Raw genomic sequence first — 17826 nt, forward strand, 5'->3', positions numbered from 1 at the left:
GACATTCCTGTGGCGAGGGAGCTTGCTCCCGCTGGGCTGCGCAGCAGCCCCAAAATCAGCAACCCATTTCCTTCAGGCACACCGCGGCATCAGTCTTTACGACTGCTTCGCAGCCGGACGGGAGCAAGCTCCCTCGCCACAGGGCCCGTGTTGCCCTTCACATCAAGACGAACAATGCCTGCTGGCCCATCACGGTCATCTACGCCTAAACTGCCGATCCGCCAAAGGAGCCTGCCATGCTGATTGTTGCCGACGAAAATATCCCGCTGCTCGATGCCTTCTTCGCAGGTTTCGGTGAAATCCGCCGGGTACCGGGACGTGCCATCGACCGCGCCACTGTCGAGCAGGCCGATGTGCTGTTGGTGCGCTCGGTGAGCAACGTCAACCGCGCATTGCTCGAGGGCAGCAAGGTGCGCTTTGTCGGCACCTGCACCATCGGCACTGATCACCTGGATCTGGATTACTTTCAACAGGCCGGCATTACCTGGTCCAGCGCGCCAGGCTGCAATGCCCGGGGTGTGGTCGATTACGTGCTGGGTAGCCTGCTGACCCTGGCCGAAATCGAAGGTGCCGACCTGACTCAACGCACCTACGGTGTGGTCGGCGCCGGTGAAGTGGGCGGGCGGCTGGTCAAGGTTTTGCAAGGTCTGGGCTGGAACGTGCTGGTCTGCGATCCCCCAAGGCAAGCGGCCGAAGGGGGTGATTACGTCAGCCTCGAGCAGATCATCGAGCAATGCGACGTCATCAGTCTGCACACTCCGCTAGACAAGCAAGGCCCTCAGTCGACCTGGCATCTGTTCGATAAAAACCGCTTGAACCAACTCAAGCCCGGCACCTGGCTGATCAACGCCAGTCGTGGCCCGGTCATCGACAATGCCGCTCTGCGCCAGGTGCTGTTGGAACGTGAAGACCTGCAAGCGGTGCTGGATGTCTGGGAGGGGGAACCTGAGGTCGATGTGGCACTGGCCGAGTTGTGTGTGCTAGCGACGCCACACATTGCCGGTTACAGCCTCGACGGCAGACAGCGCGGGACGGCGCAGATCTATCAGGCGCTTTGTGAGTTCCTTGGGCAACCGGAACAGGTCAGCCTGAACGATTTGCTGCCAGCACCGTGGTTGTCGACGGTGACGTTGAACGCCGACAGCGATCCGGCCTGGGCGCTGGCGATGTTGTGCCGTGGCGTGTACGACCCACGCCGTGATGATGCGAATTTCCGTCGCAGCCTTGTAGGTAATGTGAGCGAGCAGCGTGCGGCGTTTGATGCCTTGCGCAAACATTATCCGCTGCGGCGTGAGATCGATGGGTTGAGCGTGCGGGTCGAGGGGGACTCGCCGGCGTTGCAGCGGATCGTGGCGGCGTTGGGGGCTTCGGCTGTCTGAGTACCGCGTTGGCCTTATCGCGGGCAAGCCACGCTCCCACAGGTCGTGCGTCAATTTTGAAATCTCGGTAATCCTATGGGAGCGGGCTTGCCCGCGATAGGGCGCGCAGCACCCTCAAAAGGCACCCATAAAAAACCCGGCTAAAAGAGCCGGGTCAAGAAGACGGTGGCTATATCACTCTTGTTCGGCAGGCTTGACCAATCGCTTTTCCAGTTCGCGGCAAGCGTCCTGGATCATGTTTTCAGTGATCGGTACTTCGTGCCCATCCTTATCAATAATCGAGCAACCCAGAGACTGGTCTGGCTGCGTGCGGATCACTGGAATCTTGTCTTCGCTGCTGTTTTGCAAGGACATGGCCTGTCTCCTCATCAGGTTGTGTGCTTACTGTAGAACCGCCAGGTGACCGGGCTGTGACAACTCCCTGCGATCTTTCAGGTCGGCATCTTCAGTCCATCAGAAATACCCGGACGTTTCCACCCGGACTTTAGACCAATAATCTCTAGCCACTAGTCTTGGCGGTCATAATTAACCTGACTCATTATGATTTACCGCGTTCAATCCCGTTGGGCGGTGTAGGCTTGGTCGAGTTAAAGCCATTGGTTGCGCCATCGGATGATCTTCATGCTCTCTTCCCGTCACCGCCGCGCCATTCGTCTGGCCAGCCGTTTCCTCGCGCCTTATCGCTGGCCGGCCTTCGGCGCTTTGCTGGCATTGATTGTTACGGCCGGCATCACCTTGTCCATGGGGCAGGGGATTCGCCTGTTGGTGGATCAGGGTTTCATGACCCAGTCGCCGCATTTGCTCAACCGATCCATCGGCGTGTTCATGCTGCTGGTGATCGGTCTGGCGATTGGCACCTTTGCACGGTTTTACCTGGTGTCGTGGATCGGCGAGCGCGTTGTCGCCGACATCCGCCGACGGGTGTTCAACCATCTGGTCTACCTGCATCCGGGGTTCTATGAAGACAACCGCAGCTCCGAGATCCAGTCGCGGCTGACCGCCGACACCACGCTGCTGCAATCGGTGATCGGCTCTTCGCTGTCGCTGTTCCTGCGTAATGGGCTGATGGTGATCGGCGGGATCGTCTTGCTGTTTATCACCAACCCCAAACTCACCAGTATCGTGGTGGTCGCGTTGCCGCTGGTGGTCGCGCCCATCCTGATTTTTGGTCGCCGGGTGCGCACCCTGTCGCGTCTGAGCCAGGACCGGATTGCCGATATCGGCAGCTATGTCTCTGAAACACTGAGTCAGATCAAAACCGTGCAGGCCTACAACCATCAGGTTCAGGACGAGCAGCGTTTTGCCACGACCGTGGAAGAGGCTTTCAACACTGCCCGCAAGCGCATCTTCCAGCGAGCCTGGTTGATTACCCTGGTGATCCTGCTGGTGTTGGGCGCAGTCGGGGTGATGCTCTGGGTCGGTGGCATGGATGTCATCGCCGGCCGCATTTCCGCGGGTGAGCTGGCAGCGTTCGTCTTTTACAGCCTGATCGTCGGCGGTGCCTTCGGTACATTGAGTGAAGTGATCGGTGAACTCCAGCGAGCAGCGGGGGCGGCGGAGCGGATTGCCGAGTTATTGCGTTCGGAAAACATCATCCAGCCACCGACTCAGGGTTTGGTGACTTTGCCTGAACGGGTGAAGGGCGATCTGGTACTGCACGATGTGCGCTTTTCCTACCCGTCGCGTCCGCAAAGCTATGCCGTCGATGGTCTGAATCTGACGATCAACGCTGGCGAAACCCTTGCATTGGTCGGGCCGTCCGGCGCTGGCAAATCGACAGTGTATGACCTGCTATTACGCTTTTACGACCCCGCCGAAGGACGAATCCTGCTGGACGGTGTGCCGCTGACTCAGCTCGATCCTCTGGACCTGCGCCGCTGTTTCGCCCTGGTTTCACAAACCCCGGCGCTGTTCTTCGGCAGCATCGAAGAGAACATTCGCTACGGCCGCCCGACGGCAACTTTGGCCCAGGTCCAGGAAGCCGCGAAAATCGCCTATGCCCACGACTTCATCGAGCAAATGCCCAACGGCTACCAGACTCACCTCGGCGACGCGGGTCTCGGTTTGTCCGGCGGGCAACGCCAGCGCCTGGCCATCGCCCGAGCGCTGCTGGTGGACGCGCCGATCCTGCTGCTGGACGAAGCCACCAGCGCCCTCGACGCCCAGAGTGAGCACCTGATCCAGCAAGCCCTGCCCAGCCTGATGAAAAATCGCACCACGCTGGTCATTGCCCATCGACTGGCCACGGTGAAAAACGCTGACAGGATCGCGGTGATGGACCAAGGGAAACTGGTGGCGGTGGGGACGCATCAAGAGTTGATTGCGAGTAACGCGCTGTATGCACGGCTGGCGGCGTTGCAGTTCAATGACGGCAAAGTCGAAACCGATCTGCGAGCGTAGACACTGTTGGTTCGGGACGATCTTTTCGATTCCCATCAAAGAAGAGCGACCCAGTAATCGACCCAGTAACCGATCAAGTAACCGACCAAGTAGCGAAATTGCTTCGGGCTCTCGAAGGGACCGGTCCGGTGAAAATCAGTGAGTGCTTTGAGCTGCAAACAAAAATGCCCGCCTTGAAAGAGACGGGCATTTTTTACAGCGACGGAAAAAGATCGCAGCCTGCGACAGCGCCTACAGATTATTGATCGTCGAAATACCGTTCATGCCAATCCACCAACGGTTGTGGTGAGTTGAGCTTCTGGCCGTAGATCACCGAGTACGACAGCACGTTTTGCACGTACTGCCGGGTTTCGTCGAACGGGATGCTTTCCACCCACACATCGAAGCTCAGGTGATCGGCGCCACGCAGCCATTGACGTACGCGGCCGGGGCCGGCGTTGTAGGCGGCGGAGGCGAGGACGCGGTTGCCGTTGAACTGGCTGTGGACCTGGCTCAGGTAGGCGGCGCCGAGCTGGATGTTCTTGTCCGGATCGAACACTTGCTGTGGCGAAGCGAGGGGAATGCTGAACTTGCGTGCGGTTTCCTTGGCCGTACCGGGCATCAGTTGCATCAGGCCGCTAGCACCGACGCCGGAGCGTGCATCGGCCATGAAGGCGCTTTCCTGGCGGGTGATCGCGAATACCCAACTCGAATGCAGGCCACGGACCTTGGCTTCACGGACCAGGGTTTCGCGGTGGGCCATCGGGAAGCGAATATCCAGGTCGTCCCAGTATTTCGCCTGACTGATGGTGCGGATCGCCGGGAAATACCATTTCAGGTCGTAAGCCAGTTTCGCCTGGGCGACCATTTCGTCACGGCTGAAATGCCGGCTGACGTGGTACCACTCGCGACGACCGTCGACGATCTGCCCGCGGGCATGGAATTCCAGGGCGCGTCGTACGCCAGGGGTATTACGCACCTTGTTGATCAGCGCCTGGCTGAGCACCAACGGTTTGTTGTTCAGCGAATAGGGGGATTGCGAGCGATCGGCCGCCAGGAAACCGTAGAAGTCGCGCTCGCGAGCCAGGCCCTTGTAAAGCGTCTGCGCTTGCGGATTCTGTGGCTGCGCCAGCTCCAGGCTGCGAGCCTGCCAGTAACGCCAGCGGTTGGTGGTGGCCAGGTCTTGAGGCAGGCGGCGGGTCAGCTCATAGGCATCGTCCCAGCGGGCCAGGCGCAACAGCAGGCGCAAACGCCATTCGGAAACGGTGTTGTCCCGCAGTTCCGGGTCGTATTTGGTCATTACGTCCAGCGCGCGGCTGTCGAAACGACGAGCGAGGGTCAGCCCGATTTCCCGGGCAATCGCGACTTTTTCGTCGCGGGAGAAATGCATGCTGTTGGCGTAACCGTCGAGCAGTGCCATAGCCTTGTCCGGATCCTGACGGGCCAGGCGGCGCAGGCCGAGGCTGACGATGTCGGACATCGGTTCATCCGCCGGGGTGAAGCGCGACGGCTGATTGAGCAGCTCGGGATTCTGCGCCACATCCACCAGCAGTCGACCGCGTGGGGCGAGTGTCGTCAGGCCATTGATCAGGCTGTTGGCCAGCGGATAGTTGCGTGCCTGGGCGGCGAGCTTGGTGCGTTCCCAGCGTTTCTGTTCAGTCAGTTGACCCTCGGCGGCCCACATGCCAAACACACCATCGCAAGCGTCGGGTTGGGTTTTGCCGGTCAGCCAGAGTTTATCGGCGTTGGCGTAGCCTTCAGCCTTGCGGTTATGGCTGATCTGATACTGCGCGTTCAGGCAGTCCAGTTCGGTGAAATTGAGCTTGGGGTCATAATATTTAACGAAAGTTGCCCAATCGCCGCGTTCGGTCAGCCAGCGCAGCCAGCGCAACTTCATCCAGTTGGCTTGGGGCAGGTCACCGTGTTCGGCGAGGAATTTCTCGATTTCGGCGTTGCTCGCGGTTTTCAGGCGCGCGGTCAATTCGTCATAAGCCAGATACGGCTCCAGCGGATAATCGCTCAGAGCCTGGCTGTAACGGAAATAAGGGCCGGAATCGCCTTTGGCCAAGGCTCGCTTGGCTTCATCGTAATACTGGCGTTGGGTGGACAGGTCCACCGCCTGGGCGGATTGAGCGGCAGCGGCTGTAAGAAGCAAACACGAAAAAAGATTGAAAAGGCGACTGCGCATGAGACGTCCGGGCAGAGAAATCATGACAAGTGCCGGCGAGAGCGGCACTGAATTATCTGTAGCTTAGCCTTTTGCCAGCAGTGGGCGAAAGCTTTGCCGAGCTGTCGGCACAAGTTCGCAACAATTGTTGTGCAGAGTGCTTCGACATTGAAATTGCCGGCCTTCTGAAGCCTCAAGTCAGGTAGAATGCGCGCCCGGTTTTTGGAGAAGCTCATGACCCTGCTCAAATTCAGCGATGTGTCCCTTGCTTTCGGCGCTATGCCGTTGTTGGACAAGGTGTCCTGGCAGATCGCCCGTGGTGAGCGGGTGTGCATCATCGGCCGCAACGGCACTGGCAAGTCCAGCATGATGAAGCTCGTCAAGGGCGACCAGAAGCCCGATGAAGGCTCTGTTTGGCGCGCACCTGGCCTGAAAATTGGCGAATTGCCGCAAGAATTGCCGGTAGCCGACGAGCGGACCGTGTTCGACGTGGTTGCCGAAGGCCTGGACGGTGTCGGCGAGCTGCTCGCGCAGTATCACCACCTGAGCCAGAACATCGTCACCGACGCCGACCTGGACAAACTGATGCACGTCCAGCACGACCTCGAGGCCCGCGATGGCTGGCGTTTGCAACAACTGGTCGACAGCACCTTGAGCCGCTTGCAACTGCCGGCCGACAAGACCCTCGCCGAATTGTCCGGCGGTTGGCGTCGCCGCGTCCTGCTGGCGCAGGCCCTGGTTTCCGAACCGGATCTGCTGTTGCTCGACGAACCGACCAACCACCTGGACATCGGCGCCATTGCCTGGCTCGAAGAAGCGCTGAAGGACTTCCAGGGCGCCGTGCTGTTCATCACGCACGACCGTTCATTCCTGCAGAACCTTGCGACCCGCATTCTGGAACTGGATCGCGGTGGCCTGATCGACTGGAACGGCGACTACGCCAGTTTCCTCGTGCACAAAGAGGCGACTCTGGCTGCTGAAGAAACCGCCAACGCGCTGTTCGACAAGAAGCTGGCCCAGGAAGAAGTCTGGATCCGCCAAGGCATCAAGGCTCGCCGCACCCGTAACGAAGGCCGTGTCCGCGCCCTGAAAGCCTTGCGTGTTGAGCGCAGCGAGCGTCGTGAGCGCACCGGCAAGGCCAACATTCAGCTGGACACTGCTGACAAGTCCGGCAAGCAGGTGATGGTCCTCGAGAACGTGAGCTTCGCTCACCCGGGTGGCCCGTTCCTGATCAAGGATTTCTCGATGGTCCTGACGCGCGGCGACCGTATCGGTCTGCTTGGCGCCAACGGTACCGGCAAGACCACGCTGCTGAAACTGATGCTCAGCGGTCTGCAACCGACCAGCGGCAAGGTGGAAGAGGGGACGCGCATCGACGTGGCCTACTTCGACCAGTTGCGCCATCAGCTGGACCTGGAAAAGACCGTGATCGACAACGTGGCCGAAGGTCGCGACTTTATCGATATCGATGGTCAGAGCCGCCATGTGCTGAGCTACCTCGGCGACTTCCTGTTCAGCCCGCAGCGTGCCCGCACGCCGGTCAAGGCGCTGTCCGGTGGTGAGCGTGCCCGTCTGTTGCTGGCCAAACTGTTCAGCAAGCCGGCGAACCTGCTGGTACTCGACGAACCGACCAACGACCTGGACGTGGAAACCCTCGAACTGCTGGAAGAGGTCTTGCTGACCTTCAACGGCACCGTGCTGATGGTCAGTCACGACCGGGCATTCCTCGACAACGTGGTCACCAGCACCCTGGTCTTCGAAGGCGAAGGCAAGGTTCGCGAATACGTCGGTGGTTATCAGGACTGGCTGCGTCAGGGCGGCTCGCCGCGCCTGTTGGGCGTGACCGAGAGCAAGTCCGGCAAGGCCGACCTGAACTCGGCTGTCGTCACTGCTGAACCAGTGCCAGTCGCTGCGGCAGTAGAGGCGCCGGTGGCAAAGAAAAAGCTCAGCTACAAGTTGCAACGTGAGCTGGAAATGTTGCCGAGTCAGATCGAAGCCATGGAGCAGCAGATCGCGGTGGTTGAAGCGCAGATGGCGGATGCCGGTTTCTATCAGCGCCCTGCTGCCGAGACAGCTGCAGTGATCGCTCAGCTGGAGCAGTTGCAGGCTGAGCTCGACGTGATGGTCGAGCGCTGGGCCGAGCTGGATGCCTGATTGATCCGGCGATAAAAAAGCCCGGCGTTCAGTGATGAGCGCCGGGCTTTTCGTATGGAAAACGATCTGCTCGCCGACATAGATTCACTGTGGGAGCGGGTTTGCTCGCGAAAGCTGCTTAACATTCAATAAAGATGTCGACTGTCACGCCGCTTTCGCGAGCAAGCCCGCTCCCACATTGTTCCGTGTTGTCAGCTTTTGATCAGGCGCACCGCCAGCACATCGCAAGGCGCGCCGTGCAGTACGTCATTGGCGGTGGAGCCGAGCAATAGCGCCAAGCCGTGTCGGCCATGACTGCCCACCACGATCAGGTCGCACGTTTGCTCCTTGGCGAGGTGGTGAATCTCCTGGCGCGGCTGGCCGTAGGTCAAGTGACTGTATTCCTTGGAGAGTTCCGGGTATTTCACGATCAATCGCTCAAGGCGCTCTTTGGCCTGATCGAATTGTTGCTGTTGCAACTGGGAAAGATCCATCGGCACGTCGCCGCCAAAGGCCATCGCCATCGGTTCGACAATATGCACCAGGGACAGCTTTGCGCCATTGCTCACCGAGAGCTCGCGAGCCCGGTGGATGACAGGATCGCACTCTTCCGTTAGGTCTACAGCGACCAGAATGTGGTTGTAGGGCATGAGGTGCTCCTCCTGAGGATTGCAATATTGGTAAGTATGGCTGGTTTCAAGCGCATTGGTTTCAAAGTGACTCAATGGGCTCATCAAGAATCGGGAGTACACATATGACGGTCTGGATAGTGGTGTCAATCCTGCTGGTGGTCTTGAGCCCGCTGGCCTGGTTGCGACCCTCTCGTACTCAGAGCGGGCGCATGGCCCTGCGCATGGAGGCGCGGCGCATTGGCCTGGCCATGCAGCTGGCGCCCCAGGAATGGCCGCACTGGCTGAGCGAGGAGCCGCCGAGCCCTTGCGCGCAGTACCATCGGCCGCGCCGTGGCACGCGACCGGCGTGCTGGAGTTACTGGCAGAAGGCGCCGGGCGTGTGGGTCAATCAGTGGCAGGAGGTCTGTGAGGATGGGATGCTGCTGAATCATTTCGAAAAATTGCCTGCCAACGTCTACAAGGTCGAAGCAGACAAGCAAATGATTGCCCTGTATTGGGGCGAGAAGGGCGAGGCCGAGGTTCTGCAACAGATCGATGCCACGCTCAAAGCACTCGCTTGAAACCCTACCCCCTACAAAAGCAAGCGCCAGCGCCTGACAGGCAGGCAATAAAAAGCCCGACATCATCATCGGGCTGAGGTTGGCCAGGCAGGCCGGTAATTCTGTGTGGCTGATCTTACGCTGGACATTCGTCAAAGCGTTCAAATTTTTTCTTCAGGGTCCCGCCAGCGTAGCTTGTTAAACACAGGCTGCCGGTAATTAGGGCGACTTTTCTAACTATTGATTCTATGAATGGCCTCACATGCATGAGCGTGTTGCAGGGCTTCGTGGTACGGAAGTGACCGGAAAGTCGCGTTTCAACCAGTATTTTGGGCGATTGACAATTGCCGGAAATTCCGTGAAGGTGACATACCCAAATCAAACGGGCGTATGAATTGAGCGTTTGTATTACAGATCGCTCCTACAGAATCCCGACTATCGCGTCGGCGGGTGTGCCGGGTGAATTGGCGTAGCATCGACGATAAACGTCCTTGCCGAGCCAGTCGCCTGCGTCCGACGTGTACTGTTCAGCTTCCATATCGTGGAGATCAGTTGATGATTTACGAAGGTAAAGCCATCACGGTTAAGGCTCTTGAAAGTGGCATCGTCGAATTGAAATTCGACCTCAAGGGTGAGTCCGTCAACAAGTTCAACCGTCTTACCCTGAACGAACTGCGTCAGGCTGTAGACACCATCAAGGCAGATGCTTCGATCAAGGGTGTGATCGTCAGCAGTGGCAAGGACGTGTTCATCGTCGGCGCCGACATCACCGAATTCGTCGACAACTTCAAGCTGCCGGATGCAGAGCTTGTCGCTGGTAACCTCGAAGCCAACAAGATTTTCAGCGATTTCGAAGACCTCAACGTCCCGACTGTCGCCGCTATCAATGGCATCGCACTGGGTGGCGGTCTGGAGATGTGCCTGGCGGCAGATTTCCGCGTCATGGCCAATACCGCCAAAATCGGTCTGCCGGAAGTCAAGCTGGGCATCTACCCAGGCTTCGGCGGTACTGTGCGTTTGCCGCGCATCATCGGTGCCGACAACGCTATCGAGTGGATTGCCGCCGGTAAGGAAAACCGCGCTGAAGACGCGTTGAAAGTCGGTGCTGTCGACGCCGTGGTCGCTCCGGAGAAATTGCAGGAAGCGGCTCTGAACCTGCTCAAGGGCGCCATCTCTGGCGAATTTGACTACAAGGCCAAGCGTCAGCCGAAGCTCGAAAAGCTCAAGCTCAACGCCATCGAACAAATGATGTCGTTCGAAACCGCCAAAGGTTTCGTGGCCGGTCAAGCAGGCCCGAACTACCCGGCACCGGTCGAAGCGATCAAGACCATCCAGAAAGCCGCGAACTTCGGTCGCGACAAGGCGCTGGAAGTCGAAGCCGCCGGTTTCGTCAAACTGGCCAAGACCTCTGCCGCGCAGAGCTTGATCGGTCTGTTCCTGAACGATCAGGAGCTGAAGAAAAAGGCCAAGGCCTACGACGAAATCGCCAAAGACGTGAAGCAGGCCGCCGTATTGGGCGCCGGCATCATGGGTGGCGGTATCGCTTATCAGTCGGCCTCCAAAGGTACGCCGATCCTGATGAAAGACATCAACGAGCACGGCATCGAGCAAGGTCTGGCGGAAGCCGCCAAGCTGCTGGTGGGCCGCGTTGATAAAGGTCGCATGACGCCGGCGAAAATGGCCGAAGTGCTCAATGGCATTCGTCCGACCCTGTCCTACGGCGATTTCGGTCACGTCGACCTGGTCGTCGAAGCCGTTGTCGAGAACCCGAAGGTCAAGCAAGCCGTTCTGGCCGAAGTTGAAGACAAGGTCAAAGAGGACACCATCCTCGCGTCCAACACTTCGACCATTTCCATCACCTTGCTGGCCAAAGCCCTCAAGCGTCCGGAAAACTACGTCGGCATGCACTTCTTCAACCCGGTACACATGATGCCGCTGGTTGAAGTGATCCGTGGCGAGAAGTCCAGCGAAGTGGCCGTTGCCACCACCGTTGCCTACGCCAAGAAAATGGGCAAGAACCCGATCGTCGTCAACGACTGCCCGGGCTTCCTGGTCAACCGCGTGCTGTTCCCGTACTTCGGCGGTTTCGCCAAACTGGTCAGCGCCGGCGTGGACTTCGTGCGCATCGACAAAGTCATGGAAAAATTCGGCTGGCCAATGGGCCCGGCATACCTGATGGACGTGGTCGGCATCGACACCGGTCACCACGGTCGTGACGTCATGGCTGAAGGCTTCCCGGATCGCATGAAGGACGATCGCCGTTCGGCCGTCGACGTGCTCTACGAAGCCAAGCGCCTGGGCCAGAAGAATGGCAAAGGCTTCTACGCCTATGAGACCGACAAGCGCGGCAAGCAGAAGAAAGTCGCCGATCCTTCGGTACTGGAAGTGCTCAAGCCAATCGTGTTCGAACAGCGCGAAGTCACTGACGAAGACATCATCAACTGGATGATGATCCCACTGTGCCTGGAAACCGTGCGTTGCCTGGAAGACGGTATCGTCGAAACCGCCGCCGAAGCCGACATGGGCCTGGTCTACGGTATTGGTTTCCCTCCATTCCGTGGCGGTGCGCTGCGCTACATCGACTCGATCGGTGTTGCAGAGTTCGTTGCCCTGGCTGACCAGTACGCTGATTTGGGCGCGCTGTACCACCCGACCGCGAAGCTGCGTGCAATGGCCAAAAACGGTCAGAGCTTCTTCGGTTAAGCGCCCACACTAGAGCGAGAGTGAAAGTATATGAGCTTGAATCCTAGAGACGTCGTGATTGTCGACTTCGGTCGTACGCCGATGGGCCGCTCCAAGGGCGGCATGCACCGCAACACCCGCGCCGAAGACATGTCGGCGCACCTGATCAGCAAATTGCTGGAACGCAACGTCAAGGTCGACCCGAGCGAAGTTGAGGACGTGATCTGGGGCTGTGTGAACCAGACCCTGGAGCAGGGCTGGAACATCGCCCGCATGGCGTCCCTGATGACGCAGATCCCGCACACCGCGGCCGGCCAGACCGTCAGCCGTCTGTGTGGTTCGTCGATGAGTGCTCTGCACACCGCTGCACAAGCGATCATGACCGGTAACGGTGACGTGTTCGTGGTTGGTGGCGTCGAGCATATGGGCCACGTGAGCATGATGCACGGTGTCGATCCGAACCCGCACATGTCCCTGTATGCGGCGAAAGCCTCGGGCATGATGGGCCTGACCGCGGAAATGCTCGGCAAAATGCACGGCATTAGTCGCGAACAACAGGACGCCTTTGGCGTGCGCTCCCATCAGCTCGCCCACAAGGCGACTCTGGAAGGCAAGTTCAAAGACGAAATCATCCCGATGCAGGGCTACGACGAGAACGGTTTCCTGAAACTGTTCGACTACGACGAAACCATTCGTCCGGAAACCACCCTGGAAAGCCTGGCGGCTCTGAAGCCAGCGTTTAACCCGAAGGGCGGCACCGTGACAGCCGGTACTTCGTCGCAGATCACCGACGGTGCTTCGTGCATGATCGTGATGTCGGCACAGCGTGCCCAGGACCTGGGCATCCAGCCGATGGCGGTGATTCGTTCGATGGCAGTGGCGGGTGTGGACCCGGCGATCATGGGCTATGGTCCAGTACCGGCAACGCAGAAAGCACTGAAGCGCGCGGGTCTTGGTATCAACGATATCGACTTCTTCGAGCTTAACGAAGCTTTCGCCGCACAGGCGCTGCCAGTGCTGAAAGATTTGATAGTGCTCGACAAGATGAACGAGAAGGTTAACCTGCACGGCGGCGCGATCGCCCTGGGTCACCCGTTCGGTTGCTCCGGTGCCCGTATCTCCGGCACTTTGCTGAACGTGATGAAGCAGAATGGCGGCACCTTTGGGGTAGCCACCATGTGCATTGGTCTTGGCCAAGGCATCTCCACCGTCTTCGAACGCGTTTAAGCGTTTCGCTGATGGAAGCCGGGGCCAAGTGCCCCGGTTTTTGTTTTTCCGGATTTATTTTGTTTTTATTTTGAAAAAATTTGAGTGAGGGCCAAACCATGCCGATACAACCTGGGCTCTACGAACATTACAAAGGTCCGCAGTACCGTGTATTCGCTGTTGCGCGGCATTCGGAAACGGAAGAAGAAGTGGTCTTCTACCAAGCCCTGTATGGCGATTACGGCTTTTGGGTGCGCCCCTTGAGCATGTTCCTGGAGTCGGTCGAGGTTGACGGCGAACAGGTGCCACGCTTTGCTTTGGTGCAAGCCGAACCGAGCGTTTTTCCGCAGTCATAAGGGGAGTGCGCGCAGAACCCTGCGCTTGACCTCACCTTGTAGCCACTATATATAGCGGTGCCGCGTCAGGCGCCAACCGCCTTTCACTTCTAGAATTCAGGAATTTTCTGATCCATGGGCAAATCGCTGGTCATTGTGGAATCCCCGGCTAAGGCCAAGACCATCAACAAGTATCTGGGTAACCAATACGTGGTGAAGTCGAGTATCGGCCATATCCGAGACCTGCCCACCAGCGGTTCGGCTAGCGCCAGCAAAGAGCCTGCCGCCAAGCGCGGCAAGGCCGCCGCAGGTGAAGGTCCGGTGCTCACGCCGAAAGAGAAAGCGCGCAAGCAGCTGGTCTCGCGCATGGGTGTCGATCCCGATCATGGCTGGAAAGCCAAGTACGAGATTCTCCCGGGCAAGGAAAAAGTCATCGAAGAGCTGCGCCGGCTCGCCAAAGATGCTGACACCATCTATCTCGCAACCGACTTGGATCGCGAGGGGGAAGCCATTGCCTGGCACCTGCGCGAAGCCATCGGTGGTGACGACAGCCGCTACAAGCGCGTGGTGTTCAATGAAATCACCAAGAAAGCGATCCAGGAAGCCTTCTCCAAACCGGGCGAGTTGGATATTGACCGTGTAAACGCCCAGCAGGCGCGTCGCTTCCTCGACCGCGTGGTGGGTTACATGGTTTCGCCGCTGCTGTGGGCCAAGGTCGCCCGTGGCCTGTCCGCCGGTCGCGTGCAATCGGTTGCCGTGAAGCTGGTGGTCGAGCGTGAGCGTGAAATCCGCGCGTTCAACCCGGAAGAGTACTGGGAAGTTCATGCCGACCTCGGCACCGCCAAGGGCGCGACCGTGCGTTTCGACGTGGCCCGTGAGAAAGGCGAAGCCTTCAAGCCGCTCAACGAAGCCCAGGCCATGGCCGCGCTGGAAAAGCTCAAGGCTTCCAGCTACAGCATCGTCAAGCGCGAAGACAAACCGACCAGCAGCAAGCCGTCGGCACCGTTCATCACTTCCACCCTGCAGCAGGCTGCGAGTAACCGCCTGGGCTTTGGTGTGAAGAAAACCATGATGATGGCCCAGCGTTTGTACGAAGCCGGCTACATCACGTATATGCGTACCGACTCCACCAACCTCTCGGTCGATGCCGTGGCGATGGCGCGTACTTATATTGAAGGTGAGTTCGGCAAGAAGTACCTGCCGGAAAACCCGAACGTCTACAGCAGCAAGGAAGGCGCACAAGAGGCTCACGAAGCGATTCGTCCGTCTGACGCCAATACCGAGCCAAGCAAGCTGTCGGGCATGGAGCGTGATGCAGAACGGCTCTACGAGCTGATCTGGCGCCAGTTCCTCGCTTGCCAGATGCTGCCGGCGCAATACCTGTCGACCACAGTCACCGTCGGTGCCGGCGACTTCGAGTTGCGTGCCAAGGGCCGCATCCTGAAGTTCGACGGTTACACCCGCGTCATGCCGCAAATTGCCAAGCCTGGCGATGACGACGTGCTGCCGGACATGGCCCAGGGCGACGCGATGAAGCTGATCAAGCTTGATCCGACCCAGCACTTCACCAAGCCGCCGGCGCGTTACTCGGAAGCGAGCCTGGTTAAAGAAATGGAAAAACGGGGCATCGGTCGTCCTTCGACCTATGCCGCGATCATTTCGACCATCCAGGACCGCGGCTACGTGGCGCTGCACAACCGTCGTTTCTATTCGGAAAAGATGGGCGACATCGTCACCGAGCGTCTGGCCGAGAGCTTCTCCAATCTCATGGACTACGGCTTCACCGCCGGCATGGAAGAGAACCTCGATGACGTGGCCCAGGGCGAACGCGACTGGAAAAACGTGCTCGACGAGTTCTATGGCGACTTCAAGAAGAAACTCGAAGTAGCCGAAAGTGCCGAAGGCGGCATGCGCGCCAATCAGCCGGTGATGACTGACATTCCGTGCGTGTTGTGCGGTCGTCCGATGCAGATCCGTACTGCTTCGACGGGCGTGTTCCTCGGTTGCTCGGGCTACAGCCTGCCACCGAAAGAGCGCTGCAAGGCCACCGTCAACCTGGTGCCGGGCGATGAAATCGCCGCGGACGACGAGGGTGAGTCCGAATCGCTGGTCCTGCGTGGCAAGCATCGCTGCCCGATATGCAGCACGGCCATGGACGCTTACCTGCTCGACGAGAAGCGCAAGCTGCACATCTGCGGTAACAACCCGGATTGCTCTGGCTACGAAATCGAAGAGGGCACCTATCGCATCAAAGGCTATGAAGGTCCGAGCCTGGAGTGCGACAAGTGCGGCAGCGAGATGCAGCTCAAGACCGGTCGTTTCGGTAAGTTCTTCGGTTGCACCAACGCCACCTGCAAGAACACTCGCAAGCTGCTGAAGAGCGGTGACGCGGCGCCGCCGAAGATGGACCCGGTGAAGATGCCTGAGCTCAAATGCGAAAAGGTCAACGACACCTACATCCTTCGCGACGGTGCTTCCGGCCTGTTCCTGGCGGCCAGCCAGTTCCCGAAAAACCGCGAGACCCGTGCTCCATTGGTCATGGAGATCGTGCCGCACAAGGATGAGATCGATCCGAAGTACCATTTCCTCTGCGAAGCGCCGAAGAAAGATCCGGACGGCCTTCCTTCGGTAATTCGTTACAGCCGCAAGACCAAAGAGCAATACGTGCAGACTGAGGTTGACGGTAAACCGACTGGCTGGAAGGCGTATTACGACGGCGGCAAGTGGACGGTTGAAGACAAGCGTCCATCAGCCAAGGCTTAAAAGGCTGTACGCAAAAGGCCGCATGACAACCCACGGGTTTTCATGCGGCCTTTTGTTTTGGGCTTGCGGGAAGCTCAGGTGATCCACGACACTGTCTGACCTGCGTGAAGCAATTATTTCGTTGTGGAGGCTGCCGTCATGGCCCACGAACTCTATACCCGTACCAACCAGAAGATTTATTTCGCCGGCCTGTCGCTGGAAGCGCTTGCCAAAGCCGAAGAGGGGCGGGCGATGAACTCCCTCGCGCTGATTCAGGCCGGGCGCGAATCGGCGTTGTTTCACCTGTACGGTGCGCTGTTGGGACTGTGCCATGAAATCGCCGGTTTCTATCGCCTGCCTCAGGCCAATGCGCCGCGGGCAGAGATGCTGCTGACCCGCGAAGTGCTCGAAACCATCGCTATTCCGGAAATGGCCGAGATGGTCGAACTGGCCCAAAACCCTGAAACCTGGCTGGCCAAATTGCTGTCGGCTCATGCCGCACTGTTTCAGCCGCCTCGCGCGCCGCACAAGCCCAAGGGTGATGTGACGCAGCCGCTCATTCTGGCCGTTAATCTGGATGAAGAAGAGGCACCGGAAGAGCTGAGTCGGGAAGAGCTGGAGAGCTGGCGTCAGAACCTTAAAGGACTGGCGATTCGGTTTCGCGAAGGGTTGAACGAGTGCTGAAAGATTGAGCGTTTAGGGAAGGATCTGCTCAAGGAAGAGTGTTGTCAGAAATTTCCCTTCGTGATGGCATCTGGTCAAGATCCCGAGCGAAGCTTGGCTGATGCCTATATAATCCCCGCCTTTCGTGGAGAACAGACCTTTATGCCAACGTCCTTTCTAGAAATTGTTGAGTTACCAGACGGCCGAATCGAGCTGCGCAGGGCCGAGGACGAGGGTTCTCTGGTTACTTTGGATTTCTCCGAGGATGCCAAGGTTTTCCTGCAAGGCCAGCATGTGGAAGTCGCCAAGGCGATGTTGAGCGTCGGTGTTCAGATGGCAGGACGCCTGGTTGAAGGCGAATTTGATAAGGAAGAGGGGTCACGGGTTCTTCATTGATCCCGCCCGTCGGATTCTTCGGATACCTCTACAGATCGGCTTCTCTATCCCTGGAGAAGCCCTGCGCTGTTCAGCGCGCACCGTGTTTGTCAGTTACCCCAGTCGAATATTCAGACTTTGCGCATCCCCGATACGGGCAGCGCTGATCAACTGTTGCCGCGACGTTGTGCTCAGCGGGTTAAGCCAGCTGACGACCGTATGGCTGCGGCCAAGTCGCAAGGCTTCGCAGGTCAACTGCTGAGCGCTCTGCGTGCCGCGCGGTTGGAGGAGCAGAATGCGTTCACGGTTCAAGCCGGCGTCCCGTAACCAGGCTTGTGTCAGGCTGGCGGGTGGGGCGATAAGTGTCAGCCAGCGTGCATCCTGATCCTGGCTCAGTTCCCGGAGAATCGGTGCTAGAAGGTTCAGGCAGTTCCCGGCCGCGCCGCGCAGTGACAGCTCGCTGAAGACTTCGGGCTCGGCGCTCCAGGGCGATTCGACCACGTCCTTCAGGATCGGCGCCAATGGCTGCGCCATGAACGCCTCGAACAACGGCAGTTGGGCTTGCTGTGAAGTATGTGGGAACTGCATAAAGCC

The 17826-nt window shown here is 58.7% G+C and carries 14 protein-coding genes; 10 read left to right on the top strand and 4 right to left on the bottom strand.

The window, feature by feature from the left end; translation table 11 throughout:
- Positions 1-236 precede the first annotated feature (236 nt).
- Positions 237-1379, top strand: coding sequence for a 4-phosphoerythronate dehydrogenase PdxB (gene pdxB, locus ACQKPC_RS16555; RefSeq protein ID WP_427625555.1), 1143 nt, complete (start codon positions 237-239; stop codon positions 1377-1379).
- Between the two features lie 174 nt (positions 1380-1553).
- Here the strand turns inward: pdxB and ACQKPC_RS16560 are convergent, their stop codons facing one another.
- Positions 1554-1733 (bottom strand): PA1571 family protein, encoded by a 180-nt coding sequence (locus tag ACQKPC_RS16560; protein WP_427625556.1) that lies wholly within the window; start codon positions 1731-1733, stop codon positions 1554-1556.
- 258 nt (positions 1734-1991) lie between these two features.
- Between ACQKPC_RS16560 and ACQKPC_RS16565 the strand changes: the two genes are divergently transcribed.
- Complete coding sequence (locus tag ACQKPC_RS16565; protein ID WP_427625557.1) at positions 1992-3779, top strand: ABC transporter transmembrane domain-containing protein; 1788 nt, start codon at positions 1992-1994, stop codon at positions 3777-3779.
- 238 nt (positions 3780-4017) lie between these two features.
- Here ACQKPC_RS16565 and ACQKPC_RS16570 read toward each other — a convergent pair whose 3' ends face one another.
- Positions 4018-5946 (bottom strand): transglycosylase SLT domain-containing protein, encoded by a 1929-nt coding sequence (locus ACQKPC_RS16570; RefSeq protein WP_427625558.1) that lies wholly within the window; start codon positions 5944-5946, stop codon positions 4018-4020.
- A gap of 213 nt (positions 5947-6159) precedes the next feature.
- On the opposite strand from ACQKPC_RS16570, the gene ACQKPC_RS16575 reads away from it, so the two are divergent.
- Positions 6160-8079, top strand: coding sequence for an ATP-binding cassette domain-containing protein (locus tag ACQKPC_RS16575; RefSeq protein ID WP_427625559.1), 1920 nt, complete (start codon positions 6160-6162; stop codon positions 8077-8079).
- Positions 8080-8270: 191 nt separating this feature from the next.
- Here the strand turns inward: ACQKPC_RS16575 and ACQKPC_RS16580 are convergent, their stop codons facing one another.
- Positions 8271-8708 carry a universal stress protein gene (locus ACQKPC_RS16580; protein WP_007907790.1) on the bottom strand — a complete coding sequence of 146 codons (438 nt, stop codon included), beginning with the start codon at positions 8706-8708 and terminating at the stop codon, positions 8271-8273.
- A 104-nt stretch (positions 8709-8812) separates the two neighbouring features.
- Here ACQKPC_RS16580 and ACQKPC_RS16585 point away from each other — a divergent pair, with 104 nt between their 5' ends.
- The 7 genes from ACQKPC_RS16585 (at position 8813) to ACQKPC_RS16615 (ending at position 17253) form a co-directional block, all read left to right on the top strand.
- The gene (locus tag ACQKPC_RS16585; protein WP_008007072.1) at positions 8813-9250 is read left to right on the top strand and encodes a hypothetical protein; all 438 of its coding nucleotides are present in this window, start codon (positions 8813-8815) and stop codon (positions 9248-9250) included.
- Between the two features lie 534 nt (positions 9251-9784).
- Entirely contained in the window at positions 9785-11932 is a 2148-nt protein-coding gene (fadB, locus tag ACQKPC_RS16590; RefSeq protein WP_427625560.1) for a fatty acid oxidation complex subunit alpha FadB, read from the top strand.
- 30 nt (positions 11933-11962) lie between these two features.
- Positions 11963-13138 carry an acetyl-CoA C-acyltransferase FadA gene (fadA, locus tag ACQKPC_RS16595; RefSeq protein ID WP_427625561.1) on the top strand — a complete coding sequence of 392 codons (1176 nt, stop codon included), beginning with the start codon at positions 11963-11965 and terminating at the stop codon, positions 13136-13138.
- A 98-nt stretch (positions 13139-13236) separates the two neighbouring features.
- Positions 13237-13473: a DUF1653 domain-containing protein gene (locus ACQKPC_RS16600; protein WP_008007078.1), complete on the top strand. Its 237-nt coding sequence runs from the start codon at positions 13237-13239 to the stop codon at positions 13471-13473.
- 114 nt (positions 13474-13587) lie between these two features.
- Positions 13588-16215 carry a type I DNA topoisomerase gene (topA, locus tag ACQKPC_RS16605; protein WP_427625562.1) on the top strand — a complete coding sequence of 876 codons (2628 nt, stop codon included), beginning with the start codon at positions 13588-13590 and terminating at the stop codon, positions 16213-16215.
- A 138-nt stretch (positions 16216-16353) separates the two neighbouring features.
- Complete coding sequence (locus ACQKPC_RS16610; protein WP_038979974.1) at positions 16354-16878, top strand: DUF6586 family protein; 525 nt, start codon at positions 16354-16356, stop codon at positions 16876-16878.
- 141 nt (positions 16879-17019) lie between these two features.
- Entirely contained in the window at positions 17020-17253 is a 234-nt protein-coding gene (locus ACQKPC_RS16615) for a hypothetical protein (RefSeq protein WP_008007084.1), read from the top strand.
- Between the two features lie 93 nt (positions 17254-17346).
- Here the strand turns inward: ACQKPC_RS16615 and sulA are convergent, their stop codons facing one another.
- A complete protein-coding gene (gene sulA / locus ACQKPC_RS16620) occupies positions 17347-17820 on the bottom strand; it encodes an SOS-induced cell division inhibitor SulA (RefSeq protein WP_008073066.1) in 474 nt (157 codons plus the stop codon).
- Positions 17821-17826: the final 6 nt, after the last annotated feature.

The sequence above is a fragment of the Pseudomonas sp. NPDC089918 genome (genome assembly GCF_050280605.1).
GTDB lineage: Bacteria > Pseudomonadota > Gammaproteobacteria > Pseudomonadales > Pseudomonadaceae > Aquipseudomonas.

Coding starts and splice junctions, on each gene's coding strand:
- ACQKPC_RS16585 (WP_008007072.1), top strand. CDS start 8,813: ATGACGGTCTGGATAGTGGTGTCAATCCTGCTGGTGGTCTTGAGCCCG.
- ACQKPC_RS16565 (WP_427625557.1), top strand. CDS start 1,992: ATGATCTTCATGCTCTCTTCCCGTCACCGCCGCGCCATTCGTCTGGCC.
- ACQKPC_RS16570 (WP_427625558.1), bottom strand. CDS start 5,946: ATGCGCAGTCGCCTTTTCAATCTTTTTTCGTGTTTGCTTCTTACAGCC.
- pdxB (WP_427625555.1), top strand. CDS start 237: ATGCTGATTGTTGCCGACGAAAATATCCCGCTGCTCGATGCCTTCTTC.
- ACQKPC_RS16610 (WP_038979974.1), top strand. CDS start 16,354: ATGGCCCACGAACTCTATACCCGTACCAACCAGAAGATTTATTTCGCC.
- ACQKPC_RS16615 (WP_008007084.1), top strand. CDS start 17,020: ATGCCAACGTCCTTTCTAGAAATTGTTGAGTTACCAGACGGCCGAATC.
- topA (WP_427625562.1), top strand. CDS start 13,588: ATGGGCAAATCGCTGGTCATTGTGGAATCCCCGGCTAAGGCCAAGACC.
- ACQKPC_RS16580 (WP_007907790.1), bottom strand. CDS start 8,708: ATGCCCTACAACCACATTCTGGTCGCTGTAGACCTAACGGAAGAGTGC.
- fadB (WP_427625560.1), top strand. CDS start 9,785: ATGATTTACGAAGGTAAAGCCATCACGGTTAAGGCTCTTGAAAGTGGC.
- ACQKPC_RS16575 (WP_427625559.1), top strand. CDS start 6,160: ATGACCCTGCTCAAATTCAGCGATGTGTCCCTTGCTTTCGGCGCTATG.
- ACQKPC_RS16600 (WP_008007078.1), top strand. CDS start 13,237: ATGCCGATACAACCTGGGCTCTACGAACATTACAAAGGTCCGCAGTAC.
- ACQKPC_RS16560 (WP_427625556.1), bottom strand. CDS start 1,733: ATGTCCTTGCAAAACAGCAGCGAAGACAAGATTCCAGTGATCCGCACG.
- sulA (WP_008073066.1), bottom strand. CDS start 17,820: ATGCAGTTCCCACATACTTCACAGCAAGCCCAACTGCCGTTGTTCGAG.
- fadA (WP_427625561.1), top strand. CDS start 11,963: ATGAGCTTGAATCCTAGAGACGTCGTGATTGTCGACTTCGGTCGTACG.